This is a genomic window from Streptomyces sp. A18, from assembly GCF_059026065.1.
Window position 1 is genome coordinate 180,911 of sequence record NZ_JBWLKL010000009.1, and the last position, 23,201, is coordinate 204,111.

Annotated in this window: 20 protein-coding genes; 12 read left to right on the top strand and 8 right to left on the bottom strand. The window is 70.0% G+C overall.

Features of this window, described 5'->3' with window-relative positions; all coding sequences use genetic code 11:
• Positions 1-11: 11 nt before the first annotated feature.
• The 6 genes from AC5P1C_RS17470 to AC5P1C_RS17495 all read right to left on the bottom strand — a co-directional run bounded on the left by AC5P1C_RS17470 (position 12) and on the right by AC5P1C_RS17495 (position 9,808).
• The gene (locus tag AC5P1C_RS17470; protein WP_493866749.1) at positions 12-1,880 is read right to left on the bottom strand and encodes a DNA cytosine methyltransferase; all 1,869 of its coding nucleotides are present in this window, start codon (positions 1,878-1,880) and stop codon (positions 12-14) included.
• A 3-nt stretch (positions 1,881-1,883) separates the two neighbouring features.
• Positions 1,884-2,780 carry a hypothetical protein gene (locus AC5P1C_RS17475; RefSeq protein ID WP_493866750.1) on the bottom strand — a complete coding sequence of 299 codons (897 nt, stop codon included), beginning with the start codon at positions 2,778-2,780 and terminating at the stop codon, positions 1,884-1,886.
• Positions 2,777-4,729 carry a hypothetical protein gene (locus tag AC5P1C_RS17480; protein WP_493866751.1) on the bottom strand — a complete coding sequence of 651 codons (1,953 nt, stop codon included), beginning with the start codon at positions 4,727-4,729 and terminating at the stop codon, positions 2,777-2,779. Before AC5P1C_RS17480 ends, AC5P1C_RS17475 begins: the two co-directional genes overlap by 4 nt.
• On the bottom strand, positions 4,726-5,760 hold the full coding sequence (locus AC5P1C_RS17485) for a PD-(D/E)XK motif protein (RefSeq protein ID WP_493866845.1): 1,035 nt from the start codon (positions 5,758-5,760) through the stop codon (positions 4,726-4,728). The genes AC5P1C_RS17480 and AC5P1C_RS17485 overlap by 4 nt, the downstream gene beginning before the upstream one ends.
• A gap of 5 nt (positions 5,761-5,765) precedes the next feature.
• Positions 5,766-8,342, bottom strand: coding sequence for a Z1 domain-containing protein (locus AC5P1C_RS17490; protein ID WP_493866752.1), 2,577 nt, complete (start codon positions 8,340-8,342; stop codon positions 5,766-5,768).
• A gap of 446 nt (positions 8,343-8,788) precedes the next feature.
• Positions 8,789-9,808 carry an SEC-C metal-binding domain-containing protein gene (locus tag AC5P1C_RS17495; RefSeq protein ID WP_493866753.1) on the bottom strand — a complete coding sequence of 340 codons (1,020 nt, stop codon included), beginning with the start codon at positions 9,806-9,808 and terminating at the stop codon, positions 8,789-8,791.
• Positions 9,809-9,982: 174 nt separating this feature from the next.
• On the opposite strand from AC5P1C_RS17495, the gene AC5P1C_RS17500 reads away from it, so the two are divergent.
• The 4 genes from AC5P1C_RS17500 (at position 9,983) to AC5P1C_RS17515 (ending at position 13,150) form a co-directional block, all read left to right on the top strand.
• A complete protein-coding gene (locus tag AC5P1C_RS17500) occupies positions 9,983-10,801 on the top strand; it encodes a class E sortase (RefSeq protein ID WP_493866754.1) in 819 nt (272 codons plus the stop codon).
• Positions 10,802-10,906: 105 nt separating this feature from the next.
• Complete coding sequence (locus AC5P1C_RS17505; protein ID WP_493866755.1) at positions 10,907-11,227, top strand: DUF6412 domain-containing protein; 321 nt, start codon at positions 10,907-10,909, stop codon at positions 11,225-11,227.
• 118 nt (positions 11,228-11,345) lie between these two features.
• A complete protein-coding gene (locus AC5P1C_RS17510) occupies positions 11,346-12,113 on the top strand; it encodes a YidC/Oxa1 family membrane protein insertase (RefSeq protein WP_493866756.1) in 768 nt (255 codons plus the stop codon).
• A gap of 179 nt (positions 12,114-12,292) precedes the next feature.
• Positions 12,293-13,150, top strand: a complete 858-nt coding sequence (locus tag AC5P1C_RS17515) for a fumarylacetoacetate hydrolase family protein (protein ID WP_493866757.1) — start codon at positions 12,293-12,295, stop codon at positions 13,148-13,150.
• Between the two features lie 149 nt (positions 13,151-13,299).
• Here AC5P1C_RS17515 and AC5P1C_RS17520 read toward each other — a convergent pair whose 3' ends face one another.
• Together AC5P1C_RS17520 and AC5P1C_RS17525 are read right to left on the bottom strand one after the other, a co-directional pair.
• Complete coding sequence (locus AC5P1C_RS17520; RefSeq protein ID WP_493866758.1) at positions 13,300-13,779, bottom strand: heme-degrading domain-containing protein; 480 nt, start codon at positions 13,777-13,779, stop codon at positions 13,300-13,302.
• Positions 13,776-14,876 carry a Gfo/Idh/MocA family protein gene (locus tag AC5P1C_RS17525; RefSeq protein WP_493866759.1) on the bottom strand — a complete coding sequence of 367 codons (1,101 nt, stop codon included), beginning with the start codon at positions 14,874-14,876 and terminating at the stop codon, positions 13,776-13,778. The genes AC5P1C_RS17520 and AC5P1C_RS17525 overlap by 4 nt, the downstream gene beginning before the upstream one ends.
• 48 nt (positions 14,877-14,924) lie before the next feature.
• On the opposite strand from AC5P1C_RS17525, the gene AC5P1C_RS17530 reads away from it, so the two are divergent.
• The 8 genes from AC5P1C_RS17530 to AC5P1C_RS17565 all read left to right on the top strand — a co-directional run bounded on the left by AC5P1C_RS17530 (position 14,925) and on the right by AC5P1C_RS17565 (position 23,175).
• Positions 14,925-16,106: an ROK family transcriptional regulator gene (locus tag AC5P1C_RS17530; protein WP_493866760.1), complete on the top strand. Its 1,182-nt coding sequence runs from the start codon at positions 14,925-14,927 to the stop codon at positions 16,104-16,106.
• 515 nt (positions 16,107-16,621) lie between these two features.
• The gene (locus AC5P1C_RS17535; protein WP_493866761.1) at positions 16,622-17,509 is read left to right on the top strand and encodes a hypothetical protein; all 888 of its coding nucleotides are present in this window, start codon (positions 16,622-16,624) and stop codon (positions 17,507-17,509) included.
• A gap of 85 nt (positions 17,510-17,594) precedes the next feature.
• Positions 17,595-18,389, top strand: a complete 795-nt coding sequence (locus tag AC5P1C_RS17540; protein ID WP_493866762.1) for a GntR family transcriptional regulator — start codon at positions 17,595-17,597, stop codon at positions 18,387-18,389.
• A gap of 148 nt (positions 18,390-18,537) precedes the next feature.
• Complete coding sequence (locus tag AC5P1C_RS17545) at positions 18,538-19,662, top strand: TIGR03364 family FAD-dependent oxidoreductase (protein ID WP_493866763.1); 1,125 nt, start codon at positions 18,538-18,540, stop codon at positions 19,660-19,662.
• Positions 19,656-20,366, top strand: coding sequence for a phosphonatase-like hydrolase (locus AC5P1C_RS17550; protein ID WP_493866764.1), 711 nt, complete (start codon positions 19,656-19,658; stop codon positions 20,364-20,366). The genes AC5P1C_RS17545 and AC5P1C_RS17550 overlap by 7 nt, the downstream gene beginning before the upstream one ends.
• Entirely contained in the window at positions 20,363-21,448 is a 1,086-nt protein-coding gene (locus tag AC5P1C_RS17555) for an ABC transporter ATP-binding protein (protein WP_493866765.1), read from the top strand. The genes AC5P1C_RS17550 and AC5P1C_RS17555 overlap by 4 nt, the downstream gene beginning before the upstream one ends.
• The gene (locus AC5P1C_RS17560) at positions 21,441-22,391 is read left to right on the top strand and encodes a 2-aminoethylphosphonate ABC transporter permease subunit (RefSeq protein WP_493866766.1); all 951 of its coding nucleotides are present in this window, start codon (positions 21,441-21,443) and stop codon (positions 22,389-22,391) included. Before AC5P1C_RS17555 ends, AC5P1C_RS17560 begins: the two co-directional genes overlap by 8 nt.
• The gene (locus AC5P1C_RS17565; RefSeq protein WP_493866767.1) at positions 22,378-23,175 is read left to right on the top strand and encodes an ABC transporter permease; all 798 of its coding nucleotides are present in this window, start codon (positions 22,378-22,380) and stop codon (positions 23,173-23,175) included. The genes AC5P1C_RS17560 and AC5P1C_RS17565 overlap by 14 nt, the downstream gene beginning before the upstream one ends.
• Positions 23,176-23,201: the final 26 nt, after the last annotated feature.

Genomic DNA, 23,201 nt, shown 5'->3' on the forward strand with positions numbered 1-23,201 from the left:
GGGCGACGACGTCACCCGGCCGACAGCGCGGCACTGATCGCGCGCCCCAGCGCCTCGCCGACCGGAGGTGGGGAGGCATGGCCGACCTGGCGGTAGCGGGCTGTCTTGCGTCCCGCGAATGCCCAGTCCTTGGGGAAGCCCTGAAGCAGGGCGGCCTGCTCGACGGTGAGCGCCATCATGCCGTCGCGACCGCGGGCCGGGTTCCACTCGAAGTCGGGGTCCGGCACTTCGTTCGCGACCGTGCCGCCGTCCACCCCGATGCGGGCCCAGGCCCGCTTGGAGCCGGTCGGTCCCAGGTCGGCGCCGCCACGTTCCCAGGAACCGCCGACGAGGGTGGGGGCGACCTCGGAAGCCAGCGCGGCCCACTCGGCGGCGCCTGGCCAGCCGCGGGCGGCCATGGACGGTCCGAGCGCTTGGCCGACGGTGGCCACGGGTTCGGGGGAGCGGGGCGGAACCCGGAATGCCTTCGCCGCCTCGGAGCTCGCGAAGGCCAGAAGGATGCCCTGTTTCCGGACCTGAGGCACGCCGTGGTGGGCGGCGTTGAGGACGAACCAGAACGGGGAGTAGCCGCTTGCGGAAAGCTCTTGCTGCACATGGTCCCGGAGCGGTGCGTACGTCTCGCTCGTGATCAGATCCGGCACGTTCTCGATCAGGAGGGCGCGGGGACGCAGGATCCGGGTGAGATCGAGCGTGGCGCGGAGAACCTCGAGTTCGTGGTCATTGCCACGTTCGCGGGACACGGCGGCCGCTGCCTTCACGCGCGGTAGGCCGCCGGAGATCAAGTCGAGTCCCCGCAGGGACGGTTCCTGGGCGAGCGACTCCGGGACCAGTGTGCTCAGGTCCTCCTCGCGGAGGCGCCAGCCGGGTCGGTTGAGGCGCAGGGTGTCGAGGGTGACGGCGCGATTGTCGATCAGGAGCGCGGGATCGAAGCCCGCGTACTCCAGGCCCAGTGCGAGGCCACCGGCACCGGCACACAGCTCCAGCGAGGTCAGCCGACGGGTGGGAGGCACAGGGACATGTGCCGCCGCCGACAGTGGGGCGAAGGCCGGGTCGGGCTCAGGTATCCGCGTCTCTTCCGTCGGGATCGTAGGTGTGGGTGCGGTCCCCGAAGTGGTCTGCTGCGGTTCGTCGGGCCTCAACGCGGCCACGGACTCCTCCGCCACGGCGCGCAGTTCGGCACGCAACTCGGTGTCGTCCAGTGCCTCGAAGATGACGAATGGGGCGAGCCTCAGGAGCCGCTTGAGGAAATCCCGCAGTACCTCACGCTCGGGGAGACCGTGCAGGTCGATGGCCGCCCAGGAGTGGAGGATGTTGCGTACCAGATGAGGGCTGCCGCCGAGGGACTTGCGGCGGGCGTAGATCTGGTCGAAGGCGGCTTCGCCGAGGATGTCGAGCGCCGCGTACGGCTCGGGCGCAGCGGGGTCACGGACCAGGTGCGCACGCCACCACAGACGGCCGAAGACGTGCCGGGTGAGGTCGCTGGCCACTACACGGTCGCCGGGCGGGCGGGGATAGCGCCAGTACGCGACATCGGGGAGCAGGGTCAGCGCGAGAAAGGCCCAGACGTCGCCGGACGCGGCTTCGGCCGGCATCAGGTCCATCTTGCTGTGCAGGAGCGCCGCCAGGTCGAGGTCAAAGCGGGCCCGCGCAGCGCGGGAGGACTCCTCGGGGAAGCCCGCACGTGTGGCGGCCTCCAGGACAAGGGCCCGCAAGTCGCGCAGTTGTCCCTCCGTGATCCGGTCGCCGCCGGTGGCGACGTAGACCGTGGACTCATGGCGGTACGCGACGTGTTCGGTCAGGTCGGGGAGCGACATCTCCTTGTACTGCTGGTGCAGCGGCTTGGCCTGTCCGGCGAGGAGGCGGGGGTAGAGGAGAGCCATGGATCATGCCTCCTGGAGGATGCGGGTCGCGGCCTGGAGTTCGGAGGCGAACAGGCTCGGAGAGTTCTGCCGGAGCTGCCGCAGGTCCTGGACGCTGCGGCCGGGAAAGAGCCGGTGGAAGAGGTTGACGAGGGTGGCGCCCAAGGAGTCCTCGGAGAAGTCCGCGTCGTCGACGAACTCTTCCTTGAGCAGGGCATGTTCCACCATGATGCGGGCGCAGTCCGAGTACACGATCGAGAGGACGACGCGATCCACCGGTGCGGGTCTTGCGGCGTGCGCGAAGGCGGCGGACACCTCCTCGGCCTTCTCGTTGACGAGGAGAAGCATGGAGCCCATCGCAGCGGCGTTCAGGTCCGAGCCGAGCTGCAGGTGCCAGGCCGCGCCGTCCCTGAAGGAGGTGTGGGCGAAGTCGATCACCGTCATGGGGAAGAGCGGCGCATCGCCCTGGAGACGCAGAGCCGCGGTGTCGTCCCAGAGCAGCGACCCGGCGCGGCGCGGCGCGAACGGGGCGGCCGACCCAGCGCTCCGAGAGAGGACGAGCACCGTCTCCAGGGCCAGCACACCGCCCAGTCGGGACCCCGGCAGGACGGCATGCAGGTCCACGGTGCGTACGCCGTCACCGGTGAGCGGAATCCGCTGCACGGGACCGCGCAGATTTGAGCCGGAGGCGGTCCAGACGGCTGCAAGGGTGAGCACCGCGCCGGCGGTCAGGCCCGCTCCTGCACGGGCCTGCGGCAGGTCGACGTGCACGGTGCGGCTCAGCTCGACATCCATGCGGTAGTCCCAGAAGTCGAGTGACTCGGGGAGATCGATGGCAGCGCCGTCGATGACGAGCTGCCACGGCTCGGCCCGGACGCAGGAGGTGGCTGGTGAGCGGTAGGGAAGGGCGAGTCTGCTCACGGCGCATTCACCGCCTGGGTCTTGACGGTGATCTCCGTGATCGTGTCCGGAGCCGGGCGGACGACGGCGCGCCAGACGGTTTCGTCGCCACCCTCGACGACATAGGTGGGCGAGGCGTGGAGCGTGCCGGTCGCGTCCTCCCAGCCGACGAGGCCGGGCATGGCGGCGCCGGCGGGCGGGTCGGTCTCGCGGTTTCCGATGCCGGGCAGGGCCACGGCCAGTTCCACCCGGACCCGCTGCACGATCGCCACGGGGAGGGTGAACGCCTGCACGAGGACGGCGTGACCGAAGCGCTCTTCGTACGTCGTCTCGCCCGCGTACTTCACGCGAGGGCGGAGGGTACGGGAGGCACCGCCGTCCGGGGGCGAGGCGTCCACCGTATCCGTGCCTCGGCCACTTCGTCGCGCGCCGGCGCGGGCGGGCTTGCCCGGGAACTCCTCGTCGTCCGGCGCTGCGGTCGCTCGTCCAGTGGAGGTGGTGCCGTAGTCCGTGGCGCCGCCGGTTCCCCATGCCCCGCCGACCAGTGGCGAGAAGCGGGCGCTGGCCGCGCCCAGTGCCACGTTCGCCGAGCCCTCTCGGGCGGTTCCGCCCAGCTGGAGGAGTTCGTCGACCGCCTCCTTGAGACGGGTGAAGGTGGTGCGGACGAAAGTCCGTTCCTGGCCCTCCAGCCGCTGGTGGTTCCATGCGTCGTGCGTCGGCGGTTCGGCCTCGGCGTAAGTTGCGTCCATCTCCTCGGTGGAGCGGAAGACGCCTGCGTACGAGAGGAGTTCCGCACCGGTCTCGCGCCCCGGCCAGTAGGTGACCACCAGCTCTGCGGGTCGCATCAGTGCCACGTGGTGCACGGATCGCTCGACCTGAACCATCTCCATGGCCCGGCGTGCGGCGGGGGATGGGTCGAGAGGGATCACCGGGCGCTGGACGAGGCCCAGCCGTCCCAACTCCCTGAGGGGCCTCTGGCACGACAGCGTTCGGCCTTCCTCCGTGGCCAACTGGCGGTAGGCGTCCACGAAGAGGCTGAGCGGTGACGTGGTGCGAGGGTCCGGGATCGGGAAGTCGCGTCCTTCGCAGGTGACGGTGAACTGCATGGGCAGGGTGCCGTCGGCGCGTTCCAGCATCTTGGGCCATAGGTGCCAGGCCACGGTCTCGGCGAGGTAGGCGGCTGCCTCTTTGGGCTCCAGGCCGTCGAGTTGAGGGTCGAGGATGACGACGCTCGTACCGGTCTCTTCCTCGCGGAAGGGAACGAGGCCCAGCTGGCGAGCCATCTCCTCCGCGCCGGCGCCGACCAGTGGATCGATCACGTCCCCGGAAGCGTCCCCCCACCAGTGCCGGCCGGTGTAGCGCCGCTCGTCGCCCTGTTCGTCCCTGTCCCGATAGCTGTGCCCCAGGGCGCAGCCGATCAGGCGGGTCTCCGGTTCCCCGCGGTCGTTGCGGCAGCGGGTGTGCACGAGAACCGTGCCGAGACTGGAGAGGAGGTAGAAGATGGCCTTGCCGAACCCGTAAGTACCGCCGCCGAGTTTGGTGTCGCGCGGTTCACCGACGTTCCGCACAAAGGCAACGAAGTCCTGACGGCCCTCGGAGATCTCGTGGGCTCGGGTGGGGCCGCCGAGGCCGTTCGTGCCCCTGTCGGAGACCGTCATGATCCGGATTCCCGCGCGAAGTGCCCTGCGCAGTGCGAGATGGTCGTTCGAAGGAGCGCCGTTCAGCAGGAGCCTGCGCCAGGAGTCGGCATACGAGGGGCCGACGTACCCCAGGTCGATGCCGAAGCGGACGGGTCCCTCCTGCAACGGGTCCTTTGCGTCCCAACTGTTCTGGGCGGCTTCCCGTACGAGGATGGTGAGCAGGTCCAACTCGGGGCGCCCGAGCTGGTTGCGGATGCCCTCGGCCGCGCTCGCGCCTTCCGGCGGATACGGCTGGGAGTACCACTGCGGTTCGGTGCGAACGTCTGTCACTGGCTCTCCCCGAGCATGGCGGCCAGGTGTCTCTCCACCCGTGTCATCGGGAGGGGGTCGGGCGGGGAAACGGTGAGGTCCACCGTGTATTCGACGTCGGTCACGTTGCCGGGCACCTCTGCGACGGCGAGGTCGGCCGTCGTGAGGCGGGGGAAGCCCGCGGCCACCGCGTACCACCGCTCCTCGCGTACGAGGAATCGGGTCGTCCGGTAACGCTCCGTGTCGACGGTGTGGTAGCCGATCTCGGCGAGGAGGCCGAGCAACGTGCTCTCGTCGTCGCACAGGCGCAGCGCCCGTTCCACAAGGTCCACGACGCTCGCCCCCTCGCCGCCCTCGGGGGCGCGCTCGACCCGCAGGCAGGCGAGCTGGAGGCTGCCTCCCTCCGGTGGTTCCAGTTGGCGCAGGCCGTGGACGCGTATCCGTAGCGCATCGCCGGTGGTGGTCTTCACCTCGATTGCGTCGGTTCCAGAGGTGAAGTCGTGAGCGCGCCCGCGCGGCCCTGTCCACAGCCGGTGGGCGCTGGGGTTCTCTGCCAGTAGCCGGAGCAGTATGCGTAGTTCGCCGTACAGGCCCGCGAGTTGCACGGGACCCAGCAGAGTCCCGTGTGTGCGAAACAGCGCTCGCCAGCGATCCAGGACTCGGTGCAGGGCCTTGAGCGTCTGGGAGGACGCGGGCGTCTGCTCGTCCTCACCGAGCCGGGCCATCTCCCGCAGGACGTTCTCTCCGAGCCCGGTGAAGACGTCGTCGAGGTCGTGACGCAGGCAGCCGAGGTCGGCGTAGTACTGGTAGACCTCCTCGTCCTCCAGGGGGCGCTTGCGAAGGTGCAGGACCTGGCCGTCCCGGATCTCGCGGACATGTTGGTTCCCGGCGATGGGCACGAGCAGGTGGCGATGACCCTCGTGGTCGACGGCCGCGAGAACCGGGCCGCGTGACGTGGTGACGGGCAGCGGCGCTGTGCGGAGCCGGTTGTCCGCGGACACGGGAGCAATCAGGAGATCCCGCCAACTCTCCTCCAGCGCTTGCCGAAACATGTCACTCACGCGGCGTCCTCGCCTTCGAGGGTACGAAGGTCCTCGTCGTGGGTGTCCTCCAGTCGGAGGCCGGAGAGGTCGGCCGAGATGTAGCCGCCGTCCCAGTCGACCTCGCTGTCCTGTCCGGGTTCCGGGAAGACGAGCCCGACGCCGATCACGTGGTCCGCGGCGTCGAGGGGCTCACGGGACTCCTTGCGCTGCTCGGAGGGGCGGGAGTCCTTGTCGATCGGGTACAGCACGAGAAGGCCGGTGTCCGGAAGCTGCTCGCGGCGTTCCCGCTTGATCTCCTTCTCCGTGAGCCCACGGGGGACGTTCGACAGGTCGACGGAGGCATCGGGCCGGCTCATCAGGGTCTTGATGTCCGCGAAGTCCGTTTCCCCCGTGGGGTTGTGGAGCCGGGCACGAGTGATGCGACCGACGGCGACGTCCGGGGCGAAGGCGAAGTCCGTCTCGGTGCCGTCAGCGCGGTTGCCCACGATCGCGACGTTCCAGCGCAAGAGAGAGCCCCTCTGGGCGCGCCGCTGGATGTACGCCGAGATCAGTTCCGCGTCGCACTCCTGGGAGCTCTCGTGGAAGCGGTACCGGCCCAAGAAGTCGAGCACGTCGGTGTGCGGGACACCGTGCAGGACATGACGGCCGTCCTCAGGGCGAGAGTCCTGTGTAACGGCCTCGGCGACGGCGCGACGCACCAGGTCGCGAGCAGCCTCCTGGTTGCCGCGCAGCCACTCGGCGGAAGTATGGAAGTAACGGGTCTGGATCCGGCGCCCGCCGTAGGCCGCACTTGCCCTGATGGCGGACTGCATCTTGGCCGCGGCGGTCACCCGCAGCAGCGGGTGGGTGCGCAAGCGCACCGCGAACGTCTGCGGGGTCTCGTTCTCGTGGAGGTATACGTCGATGTCGCGCCGCATGTCGGCCTCGACCGTGGCCAGATGTCGGAAGGAGGCGTGGAGGTCGTCCGTCATCCACACGCGCGGGAGGTCCCCGTACCCGTGCCGGAAGCCGAACCAGCGGCCCATCTGGAGCAGGGTGTCGTACGCGGAGGCGGCGCGCACGAAGTAGGTGACGGCGAGGCCCTCCAGGGTGAGGCCGCGGGAGAACTTGTTGCCGCCGACCGCGATGGCGACCACGGGGCCGTTGTCGTAGTCGAGGGTGTCCTCGCTGTCGGAGTTGTCCATGATGATCCGGCAGTCGCCGATCACACCTGGCAGCTCCTCGAGGAGCGTGTCAAAGGGGACCTTAGTCTCCCCGAAGTCCTCGGCGGGCACCCGTGCGGTCTCCTGGTCCCAGAGGGTGCGCAGTCGCCGCAGGGTGTCGGGGGCGTCCAGGTGGTCCAAGGTGTGCAGGCGAAGCTTCTTGAGCGGTGCGCGGAAGCTGTTGTGGACCTGGATCCGCATGCTGGTGTGGATCAGCATGGTGGCGTGCTTGTTGCCGCCCCCACGTGCGCGGCGGGCGGCGGTGGTGAGCCAGAAGTACTGGACGGCATCTTCGAGTGTGTCGGTGATCTCAGGAGTGAAGCCGTCGGCGTCTGCCCTGGTCGAAGGGCTGACCAGAGGAATGTCCTCTGCGGGAACGCTGCGAATCATGTCGTACCCGTCGTCCACGTCCTCGGGATCCTCGCCGTCGAGGGCGTACCTGCCGAAGAGCACCTCGGTGCCGAAGTGCCCCTGCGGCTGCGGCAGGTTGACGATGAAGTCGCTCGGGTACAGGTCCTGCGCCGCCGGGTCGATGAGGACGTTGGCGAAGGGAGTCGCGGTGTACCCGACGTACGCCGCCTTCGGCAGGGTGTCGAGAATCCGGAGTATCAGCGGATTGATCGAGGCGGTGGCGACGCTGGCCTGGTCGGCCTCGTCGTCGATCACCAGCGCAGGCGCCTGCTGGAGATATTCGGAGGCCGATTCCAGCCAGCGGGCGAACTTGCGGAGGACGGTGGCGTTCTTCTTCACCACGCACAGGACATGGGTGCGGTTGCTGCCACCGAAGAACGAGGCGGCGTTCTCCGTCGGGACGAAGTCGCGGTCAAGACCGGTGAGTTGAGACCAGCCGGTCGGGTTCGACTCCACCAACTGCTGGGCCAGACGGGCCTGGGTCTGGCGGCGCAATCCGTTGTGGATCCCGGCGAGTACGATGAAGAGCTTGTAGCCGCGATCCGCCGCCTTGGCCATCACCGAGGTGAAGTTGGTGGTCTTGCCGGACTGTACGTAGCCGACAACCAGCCCGCGAGTGCAGAACCCGGGCTCCTTGGGGTGATTGAGCAGCGAGACGACGCGCGTGGATGCTGCGTCGAGGTCCTCGATCCCGTCCGGGCCCCAGCCCGACCTCTCCAGCTCGCGCTGGATCGCGGGCCACGCGCGGTCGTTCTCACGCGGGCCGGTGTACCAGGTCTCCCGGTTGCCGTTGACCGCTACCCGCGGCTCCTCCATCTCCTTGATCGCGAGCAATTGCTGTTCGTGGAACTCGCGGATGTGTTGAATCCGCTCTTCGTCGACGCCCAGGATCTCCAGCTTCTTCACCGCTTCGGCGGGCGTGCTGGTGTCGAGGAGGTCGCGGAAGACGCCGTATATCTGGTCGAGTCCGCTGCTCACTTGGTCTCCTAACCGGGCCGAGCGTGGCGCCAGTACCCCGAGTACGTGCCGGCTCACCGAAGTTGGTGAAGCCGTGAAATCCAGAGTCCGCGAAATGCACGCCTGGGTTTATTCGGGGCGCAAACTGACCGGGCTTACCGGTAGAGGCGTGCGCCCGAGGAGACCTGGGAAGCCGATGAGGCGGGAGGCCTGGGTGATGCCGGTGGCGCCGTGATGGCGGCGCCGGCCGGCGGAGGGCGCATCAAGCATGGCTGTCGTGTTCCTCTGAAGCGCGGGACTGCGTCTGCGGAAGCAGGCAACAACGGCTCGGCAGTTCCAATTTTCAGCTGTGACGATATCGCACACACGTTTCATATGGGGCGTGAGTGCGGAAATAGGGGGCTTAGGTTCCGGTCAATGATCCTGAAGGACCCATGACCGCAGACATTCGGCGATACGCCGTGCCGCTACGGCCTCCCGTGGCACTCGCCGTACGGGGTCCCCGACCCACACCAACACCCCGCCCCCACCCCCGGCGGCCACCCCACAGCCAGCCCCCGTGCCGCCAGTGTCGTCGCGTACTGCGGTAGCAGGGAGGCGTCTCTCGGGTCCGAGCCCTCCGATGCCGCGAATGCCTCGTACGACGGGACCGTGCCCGTCACGATCCCCAGGTTCGGGGTGCCGGAAGCCGACAGCTCCCTCAGTGATTCCTCTATCGTCGCCAAGTGCGCCTCGTGGGACGGGTATTCCGATTCCAGGCTCGGGTACGCCGTCAGGAGTTCTTCCAGTTCCGTTGACGGCCAGTGCAGGACCGCCACCGGGAAGGGACGGGAGAGCGCCTCCCTGTATGAGCCCAACTCCGCCTGGATTCGGGAGATTTCCGCGCGGAGTTCCGCTGGGTTGTCCGAGCCCAGGGACCAGATTCGTTTTGGGTCGTGCAGTTCGTCCAAGGGGACGGGGGACGTCGAGACCTCGTCCGCCAGCGCGTCCCACGCGTCGTGCTCCGCCCCCAGCAGGCGGCGCACCCTGTGGCGGCCGAAGAGGAGTGGGCGTTGTTCGTACGAGGGGGTTGACGGGGTGGACGACGTTGCGAGCAGGAGGTCCAGGGCCTGTGTGAATGTCTCCTGCGCTTGCGTCAGTTCGTCGTGGGCCTCCAGCGACTCCGCCACGATCACCCACGGCGCCGGGTCGCGCGGCGACGCCGCCCGGACTCCGTCGATGATCGCCCTTGCCTCTGCCTCGTGGCCGTACTCCCAGAGGTTCGAGGCCTTGAGCGCTCGGATCAGGGTCGGGGCCGACGCCGGGTGCGGGGCGTCCGGGGCCAGCAGGCGGTCGTAGAGCGTGGTCGCGCGGTCGCGTTCGCCCGCCAGCTCCAGGTGAGCCGCGGCTTGGAGGAGGAGGTGCTCGGAGTCCTCGGGGTACAGGCCGGCGGTCCGCTCCAGGCGCTCGGCTTCGGCGATGTGATCGGCAGGCGTGTCGGGGCGCATACGGGACACCGTACTGCCGAGTGGGGGCGTAACAGCAGGGTTGTCGTGCCGATATGCGGTTGCGGATACGCGGAGGCGGACACGCAGACATGCGGATACGGCGTTGGTGCTTGGCATGGCTACTTGGCGGGGCTGCCTCTATCGTGCGGGCGGCCGGGGAGAGGGGTGGTAGCCGTGCCGGAACGGGTTCCTGTTGTCGTGCAGGGGCGAAAGACGCGGAAGAGCCCTCTCGTGCGGGGGTTGTGGGGTGGTGCCGAAGTCGCCGTGACCCTCGGGATCGTGCTGCTGCTCCTCGTCGTCCATCAGCTCTGGTGGACCAATCGCCAGGCCCGCGAAGGCGCCGAACGCCAGGTTCAGGCCCTTGAGCGGGAGTGGGGGAGCCCCTCCTCAGCCGACTCCCCCGACGCCGTCCAGCCCTCGGACCCCGAGCCCGAGCCCCGTTCCGAGGCGTCCGATGCGGGTGCCTCGGATGCCGGGAGCGGCGAGTCCGCGCAGGAGCCCACCCGGCGGCAACAACCCGTTACCGCCCCGGCCCCCGACTGGGACCAGGCCTACGCCGTCCTCCGCATGCCGCGCATCGGGATACGGGTGCCTGTCGCCGAAGGCATCAGCAAGAGCGGCGTACTCAACAAGGGGTACGTCGGTCACTACCCGCGCACCGCCCAGCCCGGCCAAGGCGGGAACTTCGCGCTCGCCGGGCATCGCAACACCCACGGTGAGCCCTTTCGCCGCATCAATCGGCTCGGGGACGGGGACGAGCTGGTCGTCGAGACCAAGAAGGCCATCTACACGTACGTCGTCGACAAGACGCTCGCCCAGACCTCCGCCCGTGACAGCGCCGTCATCAGCTCCGTCCCCCGCAGCGAGGTCAAAGCCGGGCACGGATACAGCTCTCCCGGCTACTACATCACCCTCACCACCTGCACCCCCGAGTACACCTCCAAGTACCGGCTCATCGTGTGGGGGAAGCTGCAGTCCATGCGGCCGAGGTGATGCTGCCCACGGTGCCTCGAAGCCTCCTTACGGGTGGTGGGGCGGGTCCTGTATAACGGGCAGTACGTCATAGGCGAGTAGCGAGCAGTGAAGGGGGGTCGGGAAATGCAGGACGCACTCCGCAGCTGGAAAGCCGCCCTCCGGCCCACCGGCCTTCTCCTCTTCCTCCTCGTCGAGGTCGTCCTCCTCGACGCGAGCAGCCTCACCGCCGCCGTCGCGCTCGCCGCGACCGCCGCGGCGGGCTCCGCGCTCGCCGTCTGCTCGCTGATCGCCGCGCGCTGCGCTCCCGCCGTGCCCCGCACTCGGGTGCGTACGGCCATCCGCGACCGCGAGAAGCGCACGGCGTTCCTGCCGCAGCGTGATCCCGACGCCTCCGGGCGCAGGCGGCCCCGAGCACCGGGCCGTCTCGTCATGACGGCCGCGTAGGGAACAGCAGCACCTCTACCGATACACAGAGCCCCCCTCGCGGGCCGTCATGCCGAAAAGAGCACCCGCTCCCTTTCCTCTTTTCCTCGGCACGACGAGACCCCCGGAGGGCTCCTCCATGTCCGCCTTCATGTCCCTTTTCGCCGACCTGGTCGGCTCCATCGCCGACCTCCTCGAACCCCTCTTCCACGCCTCCGCGATGGCCGCCGCCATCGTCCTCTTCACCGCCTGCGTACGACTCCTCGTCCACCCCTTGTCGCGGGCATCGGCCCGCGGCCAGAAGGCGCGCACCAGGCTGAACCCGCAGATCACCGAGTTGCGCAAGAAGCACTCGAAGAACCCGGAGAAGCTGCAGAAGGCGGTGCTCGAACTGCACCGGGCGGAGAAGGTCTCGCCGCTCTCCGGGTGCCTGCCCAGCCTCTTCCAGCTTCCGGCGTTCTTCCTCCTCTACCACCTGTTCTCCAGCTCACGGATCGGCGGCGAGGCCAACGCCCTGCTCGACCACAAGCTCTTCGCCGCGCCCCTCGGCGGGCGGTGGGCGGACGCGCTCGGTGACGGCGGGGTCTTCGGGGCGCAGGGGCTCGTCTATCTCGGGCTCTTCGTGATCGTCGCGGCCGTGGCCACCTTCAATTTCCGGCGTACGAAGCAGCAGATGGCCGTGGCGGCGCCTGCCGCCGGTGGCTCCGACGCCCAGCAGGTGCCCGGCATGGGCGCGATGACCAAGGTCATGCCGTTCATGTCCTTCATGACGCTGTTCACTGTGGCCTTCGTGCCGCTGGCCGCCGCGCTGTACGTGGTCACCAGTACGACCTGGAGCGCGGTCGAGCGTGCCGTTCTGTACCGCGACATGCCGTACGGCGCCGGGGCGATGGCTACCGCCGGGTAACGGTCCGGTCCGTGAACAGGGTCTTGCGGGATGGACGGTGACCTTGGAGGATCTTCCAATCCTCCGATGGCCGCAGCCCTTCCCCGAGCTCTCGACTCCGCTCGAGCAGGGGAGGCCCCAACCCGGGCCACGCGATCGGTCGGAGGTGAGTGGGCGCGCTCGACCAAGGGAGATTGACCATGAAGCTGCTGCGAGTCGGTACGGCGGGCGCCGAGCGCCCGGCGCTGCTCGACGCCGAAGGCACCTTGCGGGACCTGTCAGGGACCGTCACGGACATCGACGGCGCGCTGCTCGCCGACACGGCCGCTCTCGACCGCATCCGGTCCGCCGCGGAGTCGGGCGAGCTGCCCGTGCTCGACGCGGAGGGGGTGCGGGTCGGGCCGCCCGTCGGCCGGATCGGCAAGGTCGTGTGCATCGGGCTCAACTACCACGACCACGCGGCCGAGACCGGGGCCGCGACGCCCACCGAGCCCGTCATCTTCTTCAAGGCGGCGGACACGGTGGTCGGTCCCGAGGACACCGTGCTCGTGCCGCGCAAGTCGGTCAAGACCGACTGGGAGGTGGAGCTCGCGATCGTCGTCGGGCGCACCGCGCGCTACCTGGAGTCCGACGAGGAGGCGCTCGCGCACGTTGCCGGGTACGCGGTGTCGCACGACGTCTCGGAGCGCGAGTTCCAGATCGAGCGCGGCGGCACGTGGGACAAGGGCAAGAACTGCGAGACGTTCAACCCGCTCGGCCCGTGGCTGGTGACGAAGGACGAGGTCCCCGACCCGCAGGCGCTGTCCCTCAAGCTCTGGGTCAACGGCGAGCTGAAGCAGGACGGGACCACCGCCCAGCAGATCTTCCCGGTGGCCGAAGTGGTGCGCTACGTAAGCCAGTTCATGACCCTGTACCCGGGTGACGTCATCAACACCGGTACGCCGGCGGGCGTGGCCATGGGCCAGCCCGAGCCGAAGCCGTACCTGCGGGCCGGTGATGTGGTGGAGCTGGAGATCACGGGGCTCGGCAAGCAGCGGCAGGAACTGAAGCAGGCGTAGCCCTTCGGGGCGGGGGCGCGGCGGGTTCTTGGTGGCCCGGGGTGGAGTCGGCGGGGGGATCGCCGACTCGACCCCCGGGCGGGAGGCAGTGGGGGCATCCCCGACTCCACCCGCGGGTGCCCCGTAGGGGCGCGCAGTTCCCCGCGCCCCTATGGGGCGAACCGCTCCAGCGCCTCCACCACCAATGCGTGGTCCTCCGCCTGCGGAAGCCCCGACACCACCACCGTGCCGATCACGCCCGCGCCCCGCACCGCGATGGGGAACGCGCCGCCGTGCGCCGCGTACGTGTCCGGGTCCAGGCGCGAGGATTCCTCGAACGTCGTCCCCTTGGCACGGAAACGCGTGCCGACCAGGAACGACGAGCAGCCGTAGCGTTCGACGACGCGGCGCTTGCGGGCGATCCAGGCGTCGTTGTCCGGGGTGGATCCGGGCAGCGCCGCGTGGAAGAGCTGCTGGCCGTTCCGGGTGATGTCGATGGCCACCGGGGCCTGGCGCTCGCGGGCCAGGTCGACCAGGAGGGTGCCGAGCGCCCAGGCGTCCTCGTACGTGAAGTGGGGCAGGACCAGGCGGAGTTCCTGGGCTTCCAGCTCGGCCACGGTGGGTGCGGCGGGTGCGGCGGGCGCCGTCATACGACCACCGTCACACCGTCGCGCGCCGAGCGGCGTGCCGCCTCCAGGACGTCGAGTGCGGATGCCGCCTCGTACGCGGAGACGGGGTTCGCGCCGGTGCCGCGGACCGCCGCGGCCACCGCCGCGTAGTACGCGGGGTAGTCGCCCGGCAGCGTCTTGACCGGGGTGCCGCCGCCGGTCAGCGGGGACTCGCCGGAGCCGATGCGGCCCCACATGTATTCGAGCTCCTCGCCCCAACTGTCCTGGCCGGTGGGCCGCTTGCCGTCGCGGAGTACCGCTTCCTGTGGGTCGAGGCCGTACTTCACGTAGCCCGCAGTCGAGCCCAACGCGCGGAAGCGCGGGCCGAGTTGGGCGGTGGTGGCACTCACGTACAGGTGCGAGCGGACGCCGCTCGCGTGCGTGATCGCGATGAACGTGTCGTCGTCGGCCTCGGCGCCGGGTCGACGGACGTCGGACTCGGCGTACACGGTCCGTGCCGGACCGAAGAGCACCAGCGCCTGGTCGACGACGTGGGACCCGAGGTCGTAGAGCAGACCTCCGATCTCTTCGGGGTCGCCGGACTCGCGCCAGCCGCCCTTGGGCTGCGGGCGCCACCGCTCGAAGCGGGACTCGAAGCGCCATACGTCGCCGAGTTCGCCGTCCGCGATGAGCTTCTGGAGAGTCAGGAAGTCGTTGTCCCAGCGGCGGTTCTGGAAGACGGAGAGGAGCAGCCCGCGCTCCTCGGCGAGCGCCGCGAGCTCGCGGGCCTCGGCGGCCGTGCCCGCGATCGGCTTGTCCACGACGACCGGGAGGCCCGCCTTGAGGGCGGCGGTCGCGAGCGAGACGTGCGTCTTGTTCGGGGACGCGATCACCACCAGGTCGAGCTCGTCGGCGCGGGCCCAGAGGTCGTCCGCCGACGCGGCGAAGCGCAGTCCGTCACCGAACTCGGCGCGGGCCTGTTCCTGGCGCTCGGGGTTCGACGTGACGACCGTGTCGAGGACGAGGCCCCCGGTGGCGGCGATCAGCGGGGCGTGGAAGACGGAGCCCGCGAGGCCGTACCCGATGAGGGCTACGCGTAGAGGGGGGCCTGCTGAGCCTGTGGAGCCGGTACCAGTCATGCGTTCCACTTAAGCAACGGTGTTGCCAAAGCGCAAGCGCGGGCGACAATGGGGGGTGTGAACAGCACTGATAGGGCGGGCACGGGCACGGGAAGCGGCGGCAGGGCGGGCGCGGGCAGGACGGGTGCCGGAGTGAACCTGCCGGCGCTGCGCGGGCACAACGCCGCCCTCGTGCTCGACCTGCTGCGCACGGCGGGCGAGGCGGGCGTGAGCCGCCTCGAACTCGCCGAGCGCACCGGGCTCACGCCGCAGGCCGTCAGCAAGATCACCGCGCGGCTGCGTACGGAGGGCCTCGCGGTGGAGGCGGGCCGCCGCGCGTCCACGGGCGGCAAGCCGCGGACGCTCCTGCGCCTCGTCCCGGACGCCGGTCACGCGGTCGGCCTCCACCTGGACCGCGACGAACTGACGGCGGTACTCGCCGATCTGACGGGCCACGTGGTCGCGGAACGGCGGGCGCCGCTGGAGTTCGGTGATGGCGCGGTGGCGGTCGTCGACGTGGCGGTGGGGGTGACCCGGGAGCTGGTCCAGGACCGGGTGCCGGGGGACGCGGGGGTGCTCGGCGTCGGCGTCGCGCTCCCGGGCCCGCTCGACCACTCCGACGGGGTGCTGCACCGCGTGACGGGGTTTCCCGCGTGGGACGGCTTCCCGCTGCGGGACGCGTTCGCGGGCCGCCTCGGGCTTCCGGTGGTGGTGGACAAGGACACGAACGCCGCCGCGCTGGGTCTCGCGCTGGGCGGTGCGGCGGAGTCCTTCGCGTATCTGCACCTCGGTACGGGCCTGGGCGCGGGCCTCGTACTGGGCGGGAGTCTCTACCGGGGGGCGCGGACGGGGGCGGGCGAGTTCGGCCACCAGGTGATCCAGCTGGACGGCCCGGAGTGCGGCTGCGGAGACCGCGGCTGCATCGAGGCGCTGTGCCTGGCGGCGGTCGCGCGGGGGGACCTGGACGAGGCGGCGCGGGTGCTCGGGGCGGGGGCGGGCAACTTGGTCAGCCTGCTCGACATCGATCGCGTACTGCTGGGGGGCAGGGCGGTACTCGCGGACGAGGAGCGCTTCGTACGAGGGGTGGGCACGGTCGTCGCCGAACGCGCGCGAAGGGGCGGCGGGGGCAGGGAGATCCCGGTCGCGGTGGCGTCCGGGGGTGAAAGGGGCGTCGCGGAGGGCGCGGCACAGCTGGTGCTCGCCCCGGTGTTCGGGCGAGCGGAGGTGGCTTTTCAGGGAGGGCGGGGCTAGAGGCCCTCGCGTCCGCGAGCCCGCGCCGCCGCGTCCGTGAGCCTGAGCTGCCGGGTCCGTGAGCCCGAGTCCCCGCGTCCGTGAGCCTGAGCTGCCGGGTCCGTGAGCCCGAGTCCCCGGGTTCGGAGCCCCAGCCGCCGGGTCCGTGAGCCCGAGCCCCCCGGGTTCGGAGCCCCAGCCGCCGCGTCCGCGAGCCTCAGCCGCCCCCAAGCGCAGGCCCCAGCCCCCGCAACCGCAATTAACGGAAAGTCGGCTGATAGGGGGGACTTGCGCGGGCCAGTCGGCGGTACCAGGTTGTGGCGGGTCCGTGGGATCGGGTGGGCGTGGCAAGGTCGCGGGCCATGGCCAGTGCGTACGGCACTAGCCACGGCCAGTGCGTACGGCACAGGCCACGGCCAGTGTGTACGGCCTGCCGCTCGCCAGCGTCACAGCGTTCCAGCGTCACCCAGCCTCTCAACCGTTATACGGCCCCCGCTCCCGCTCCCGCCCTCCCCGCGCTCAGCAAAGGCCCCCCCATGCGACTCCGCCGCCCCCTCGCCTCCGGCCTCACCGCCGCCGCCCTCGCCGCCGGTGCGGCCGGAGTGGTTCAAGCCGGGCCGGCCGCCGCCGTGGATGGGGTGCCGGCGGGTGTCGCGGCGGCCCAGCCCCCCATCTGCTCCGCCCCCAACGGCCAAGGCTTCCCCATCGAGACGCGCATCAAGGGCGGGCCCCCCGGCTACGAGGCCGGGGGCGGCTATCGGAGCTGGGCCGTCGAGTTGGCCAACACCACCCGCGGCAGCTGCGGGAACATCCACCCGGTCGTCGTCATCGTCGACGAAGAACGCGAGCTGAAGCCCCGGCAGATCCAGTTGGAGTTCCACGACGGAACGCGCTGGCGCCCCGTGGAGTTCGAGCGGACCGACCGCGACGAGAACGTCGGCGTCTTCGACGACGGATTCCCCGGGTTCAAGGTCAAGGCGGGGCAGACCCGCACCGTCAAGGTGCGGCTCTCCTTCACCTCCGGGGCCCGCTCCGAGCACGCCGTCATCTCCGCCGCCATCGTCCAGCGCCGCGACGACGACGGCGATTGGGTCGGTGAGTCCAGCGACTATCCGTTCGTCATCGACGGACGCAGCGGCAGCGGCAGCGACAGCGACAGCGGCAGCGACACAGGAACAGAAACCCGTAGTGACAGTGACGTCGGTACCGCCCCTGACGGCAGCCGTGACGGGCCCGGCGTCGACGGTGGCAGTGGGGGAGCCGGTGAGCGCTCCGATCACGGAGACTCTTCGTACGCCGATGAACTCGCCGCCACCGGACCCCGCACCCTCCTCGGCGTCGGTGCCGTCGCCGGCGCGCTGTTCGCCGGGGGCTGGGCCCTCGTCGTAGGGACCAGGCGACTGCGCGCCGCGCGGAGGCGCTGACCCGGCAGGCCCCGGCAGGCGCACCCGGCCGCCGCGGCACCCTCCGTTCACCTACCTGTTCACCTACGTCTGCGAACATCCCCGGGTGGACAACCCGAACTCCCCGCACCCTCCCGCGCACCTGCTCGACCAGGCCCCCGGCGCCCCCATCCGCTCCGGCATCCCCGAGCACGGCCGCATCCCGAAGTACTACGCGGTGAAGGCCAAAATCGCCGACCTGATAGAGGAGTTGGGGGACGGGCAGACGCTGCCGACCGAGCGTGATCTCGCCGTGCGGTACGAGGTCGCGCGGGAGACCGTGCGGCAGGCGCTGCGTGAGCTGCTGCTCGAAGGGCGGCTGCGCAGGCAGGGGCGCGGCACGGTCGTCGCGGGCCCCAAGCTGGAGCAGCCGCTGTCCCTCGCGAGCTACACGGAAGGCGTACGGCGGCAGGGGCGTACCCCCGGGCGACATCTCATCTCCCTCGACCGTTTCCCCGCCCCCGCGGTCCTCGCCGCCGAGATCGGGGTCAAGAAGGGCGAGCCCGTCTGGCACATGGAGCGTGTGCTCCTCGCCGACGACGAGCGGGTGGGCCTGGAGAGTACGTACGTGTCTGTGGCCCGCGTCCCCGCGCTCGACCGGGAATTCGAGCCCGACTCCTCCTTCTACGCCTACCTGCGCGACCAGCTCGGCATCTCCTTCGGCGACGCCGACGAACGCATCGAGACCGTCCTCGCCACCCCCCGCGAGGCCCTGCTCATCGGCACCCCTCCCGCGCTGCCCATGCTGCTGATCCACCGCGTCTCGCGGGATGCCTCCGGCCACCCCCTTGAGCGGGTCCGCACCCTCTACCGGGGCGACCGGTTCTCCTTCACCACGCACTTGGCCAACAGCGGATCCTGAACTTCCCTTCTGCGTAAGGGGGTCGGACCGAAACGACCCACGATGATAACGAGAACGTAACGGGTCTGGGCCAAGCTTGGGTGGCCGTTCACCGTCCCGTTGCCGACAGGTCCACAGCGGGTCACTCGTCCCCAGGAGCGTTGCCGTCGTGAGAGTCATCGTCGTAGGAGCCGGCGTGGTGGGAACCATGCACGCCTGGCACGCAGTGAACCGCGGCCACGAGGTCGTACAGATCGAGCGAGAAAGCGAGGCCCGTGGAGCCTCGCTGCGCAACTTCGGGCAGATATGGGTGAGCGGTCGCGCCGGGGGCGAGGAGCTGGACACCGCCCTTCGCGCCCGTGAACTGTGGGAGGAGATAGGCGCGCAGGTGGAGGGCCTCGGCTTCAGGGCCAACGGCTCCCTCACCCTCGTACGCAACGAGCGCGAGCGCGCGGTCGCCGAGGCCGCCCTCGCCCGCCCCGACGCGTCGGCCCGCGGCTACAAGCTGCTCGACGCCGACGAGGCTCGCGCCGTCAACCCCGCGCTCCGGGGTGACTTCATCGCCGGGCTGTGGTGCGAGCGGGACGCGGCCGTCGAGCCACGGACAGCGCAACTCCGGCTGCGTGAAGCCCTGTTGGCCTCGCCCCGCTACACCTTCCTGCCCGGCCGTGAGGTCCGCGAAGTCGTCGGCGAGAACGCGGTGCGGGACGACCACGGTGACGTACACACCGGTGACGTCGTCGTGCTCGCCACCGGCGCCTGGCTCGGCGGCCTCGTCCGCGAGCTCGCAGGGCCCGACCTGCCCGTGCGGCGCGTGCGGCTGCAGATGATGCAGACGGAGCCCCTCGGCGAGGCGCTCACCACCTCCGTCGCCGACGCGGACAGCTTCCGCTACTACCCGGCCTACAAGTCGGACGCCCTCGACGCGCTCAACGCAGGACAGGCGCAGGCGCCGACCGCCGCCGAGCACAAGATGCAGCTCCTGATGGTGCAGCGCAAGGACGGCGGCCTGACCATCGGCGACACCCACGAGTACGAGCACCCCTTCGCCTTCGACACCCTCGAAGACCCCTACGACCACCTCACCGGGGTCGTTGAGGGCTTCCTGGGCCGCCCGCTGCCGAAGATCAAGCGGCGCTGGGCCGGGGTGTACGCGCAGTGCGTCGACACGACCCGAGTCGTGCACCGGCAGCGGGTGCGCGAGGGCGTCTGGCTGGTCACCGGACCCGGCGGGCGCGGCATGACGTGCTCGCCCGCGATCGCCGAGAAGACCGCGAACGAGTTGGGATGGTGAGTGAGTTGACCGCACACAGCAGCATTGGCCTCGTGGTTCTGGACATGGCAGGGACCACCGTCGCCGACGGAGGCCTCGTCGAGCAGGCCTTCTCCGCCGCCGCGACGGAACTCGGCGTCGAGCCGGGCTCGGCCGACCATGCCGAGAAGCTGGACTACGTACGCGCCACCATGGGCGAGTCCAAGATCTCCGTCTTCCGGCATCTCTTCGGTGACGAGGCCCTCGCCCAGCAGGGCAACGTGGCTTTCGAGAAGGCGTACGGGGAGCTCGTCGACGGGGGGCGGATCGCGCCGATCCCCGGCGCGCGGGAAGCCGTCGAGGAGCTCAAGTCCGCAGGCCTGACCGTGGTGTTGAGCACCGGGTTCGCCCGGGTCACGCAGGACGCCATCCTGGACGCGCTCGGCTGGCGGGACCTCGTCGAGCTGACCCTGTGCCCCGCCGACGCGGGCGGTCGCGGACGGCCCTACCCGGACATGGTGCTCAGCGCCTTCCTGCGGACGGGCGCGGTGGACGGCGTCCAGCGGATCGCCGTCGTGGGCGACACGGCGTACGACATGACGAGCGGAGTGCGGGCCGGGGCCGGAGTGGTCGCCGGAGTGCTCACCGGGGCGCACGACGCCGAAGCGCTGACGGGGGCGGGAGCCACCCACGTCCTCGGCTCGGTCGCCGAACTGCCCGGGATACTCCGGGGTGTTGACGCATGAGTGACGGCACCCCTGCCCGCCACACCCCCGTACGCAGCGGTATCCGCTTCGACGACGTCTCGGTCGCCTACGGCAGGAACACCGTCCTCGACGGGTTCGACCTGACCGTCGAGCCCGGCGAGGTCATGGCCCTCCTCGGCCCGTCGGGCTCAGGCAAGACGACCGCGCTGCGGGCCGTCGCCGGGTTCGTGCGGCCCGCCTCCGGGCGGGTGTTCATCGGGGATCGCGATGTCACCGGCCTTCCGCCGCATCAGCGGGGGATCGGGATGGTCGTCCAGCAGTACGCGCTCTTCCCGCACATGCGGGTCGAGGACAACGTCGCCTTCGGCATGAAGGCGCAGAAGGTCACCAAGGCCGAGATTCCCGGGCGGGTGGCCGAGGCGCTGGAGATGACGGGGATGGCCTCGTACGCCAAGCGGTTTCCCCGTGAGCTCTCCGGTGGGCAGCAACAACGGGTCGCCATCGCACGGGCGTTGGCCATTCGGCCGGGGGTGCTCCTCCTTGACGAGCCGCTTTCCGCGCTCGACGCGCAGTTGCGGTCGGGGATGCTGGCGGAGCTTGCCCGGCTGCACCGGGAGTTGCCGGATGTCTCCATCTTGTACGTCACCCATGACCAGGTGGAGGCCCTGACCCTGGCGGATCGCATCGCCGTCATGGACAAGGCCCGCCTGAAGGACTGCGGGACACCTCAGGAGCTTTACCGGGCGCCTCGGACCGAGTTCACGGCGTCGTTCGTGGGCCATGCGAATCTGCTGCCGGTACGGGTGGGTTCTGGCACCGTCTCGTTCGGGGGCGCCGACCTGGAGGTCGACACGGCGGACGCGGCGCCGGGCGCCACGGCCACGCTGTGCGTGCGGCCGCATCTGGTCGGCCTGGGGGAGGGGCCCAACGCCCTGACGGGCAGCGTCGCCGAAGTGCAGTGGCGGGGTGCCACCCACCGGTTGTACGTCGATGTCGCCGGCCGGCGGGTGACGGCGGATCTTCGGGAGCTGCGGACCCCGCCGGGTCTTGGTGACGAGGTCACGCTGCACTTCTCACCCGAGGATGCCGTGTTGCTGTCTGGTGGTGTGACCGATGGTTAGCCCTGGTGGACGCCTCGTTGAAGCTGAACCGGCAGTGGGGGCTGTGCCCACCCTCCCCCACTCTCAACTCCGTTCGAGCGGGGGGACCCCCATCGCCCCGCGGGACGCCTGCCCACAGCGGAAACGACTCCCCGCGTTTGTATGGGCCCTGCCCCCCATCGCTCTCCTCGCTCTCTTCTTCCTCTACCCCCTCGCCCTCGTCGTCCAGCAGTCCGTTCAGCCCGACACCGGGGGGACCTCCCTCCAGCCCTACTCCGACGTCTTCGCCTCCGACGCGTTTCGGGAGGCGCTCGGGACCACCGTGTGGCTGGCCGTCGGGTCCACGATCGGGTGTCTGGTGCTCGGGTTCGCGCTCGCGCTCGTCATTGCCTTTGTGCCGTTCCCGGGAGGGAAAGCCGTCGCCAGGTTCATCGACGTCTTTCTCTCCTTTCCGTCCTTCCTCATCACCCTCGCCCTGCTGTTCATCTACGGCACCAAGGGAATGGCCAATGGGATGTGGACGGGCGCGACGGGGGCCGCGGAGGGGCCTTTTCAGTTCCTCACCACCCCGTGGGGTGTCCTTCTCGCCGAGATCACGTACTTCACGCCCTTCGTGATGCGCCCGCTGCTCGCCGCGTTCTCGCAGATCGACACCGCGCAGCTGGAAGTCGCGTCGAGTCTCGGGGCGAAGCCCGGACGCATCATCCGGCGGGTCATCCTGCCCGAGGCGCTTCCCGCCCTCGCGGCGGGCGGCAGCCTCGTACTCGTCATGTGTCTGAATGAGTTCGGGATTGTTCTCTTCACCGGAGCCAAGGGGGTCACGACCCTCCCGATGCTCGTCTACAGCAAGGCCATTCTCGAGTCCGACTATCCGGCGGCCTGTGTCGTCGCCGTGGTCAACATCGCGATCTCCGTGGGCCTTTACAGCCTCTACCGGGTGGTGAGCCGTCGTGTTGGTGCATAGCCGCAAGGGGAAATGGGCCACCTGGGTTCTTTTCTTCGTCTTCTTCCTGCCGCTTTTCGCGCTGCCTCTCCTCGTGATCCTGGCCGCCTCGTTCTCCTCGCACTGGTCCGGCGCCTTTCCCTCCGGATTCACCACGGGGCACTACGAGTCGGCCACCCGCGGGGAATCGCTCAAGGCGCTCACCACCAGCCTGGTCACCGCCGTCACCGCGAGCCTGCTCGCGCTGGCCGTCGGTACCTGGGCCGCGCTCGCGGCGGCCTCGCTGAAGAGGGGCGGCAAGAGGGTCCTCGACACCCTCTTCATGCTGCCGGTGGCCGTGCCGTCCGTCGTCGTCGGGCTCGCGATCCTCGTCGCGTTCAGCAAGCCGCCGATGATCCTCAACGGCACGCGCTGGATCGTGATCCTCGCGCACACCATTCTTGTCACGGCGTTCGCCTACCAGTCGGTTTCGGCTGCCATCGTCCGCCTCGACCCGGCGTACGCACAGGCCGCCGCATCGCTCGGTGCCCGGCCCGCGTACGTCCTGTGGAAGGTGAAGCTGCCGCTCCTGCTGCCGTCGCTCAACGCGGCGGCGGGCCTCTGCTTCGCGCTCTCCATGGGCGAGTTGAGCGCCACGATGATGCTCTACCCGCCGGACTGGATGCCGCTTCCCGTGCAGATCTACGCGGCCACCGACCGCGGCTCCCTCTTCACCGGTGCCGCCGTCGCGGTGGTCCTGATGGCGGCGACGCTGCTCGTCCTCTTCGGCGTCTCCCGCATCCGCACCCGCGCCTCCTACCGCTGACCGAACCCACGACTTGCAAGGAGTAC

Bases quoted from the DNA above. Each gene is read 5' to 3' on its own strand.
- AC5P1C_RS17470 (WP_493866749.1), bottom strand. From the start codon at position 1,880: ATGGCTCTCCTCTACCCCCGCCTCCTCGCCGGACAGGCCAAGCCGCTG.
- AC5P1C_RS17485 (WP_493866845.1), bottom strand. From the start codon at position 5,760: ATGTTTCGGCAAGCGCTGGAGGAGAGTTGGCGGGATCTCCTGATTGCT.
- AC5P1C_RS17495 (WP_493866753.1), bottom strand. From the start codon at position 9,808: ATGCGCCCCGACACGCCTGCCGATCACATCGCCGAAGCCGAGCGCCTG.
- AC5P1C_RS17505 (WP_493866755.1), top strand. From the start codon at position 10,907: ATGCAGGACGCACTCCGCAGCTGGAAAGCCGCCCTCCGGCCCACCGGC.
- AC5P1C_RS17510 (WP_493866756.1), top strand. From the start codon at position 11,346: ATGTCCGCCTTCATGTCCCTTTTCGCCGACCTGGTCGGCTCCATCGCC.
- AC5P1C_RS17515 (WP_493866757.1), top strand. From the start codon at position 12,293: ATGAAGCTGCTGCGAGTCGGTACGGCGGGCGCCGAGCGCCCGGCGCTG.
- AC5P1C_RS17520 (WP_493866758.1), bottom strand. From the start codon at position 13,779: ATGACGGCGCCCGCCGCACCCGCCGCACCCACCGTGGCCGAGCTGGAA.
- AC5P1C_RS17525 (WP_493866759.1), bottom strand. From the start codon at position 14,876: ATGACTGGTACCGGCTCCACAGGCTCAGCAGGCCCCCCTCTACGCGTA.
- AC5P1C_RS17530 (WP_493866760.1), top strand. From the start codon at position 14,925: ATGGGGGGTGTGAACAGCACTGATAGGGCGGGCACGGGCACGGGAAGC.
- AC5P1C_RS17535 (WP_493866761.1), top strand. From the start codon at position 16,622: ATGCGACTCCGCCGCCCCCTCGCCTCCGGCCTCACCGCCGCCGCCCTC.
- AC5P1C_RS17550 (WP_493866764.1), top strand. From the start codon at position 19,656: ATGGTGAGTGAGTTGACCGCACACAGCAGCATTGGCCTCGTGGTTCTG.
- AC5P1C_RS17555 (WP_493866765.1), top strand. From the start codon at position 20,363: ATGAGTGACGGCACCCCTGCCCGCCACACCCCCGTACGCAGCGGTATC.
- AC5P1C_RS17560 (WP_493866766.1), top strand. From the start codon at position 21,441: ATGGTTAGCCCTGGTGGACGCCTCGTTGAAGCTGAACCGGCAGTGGGG.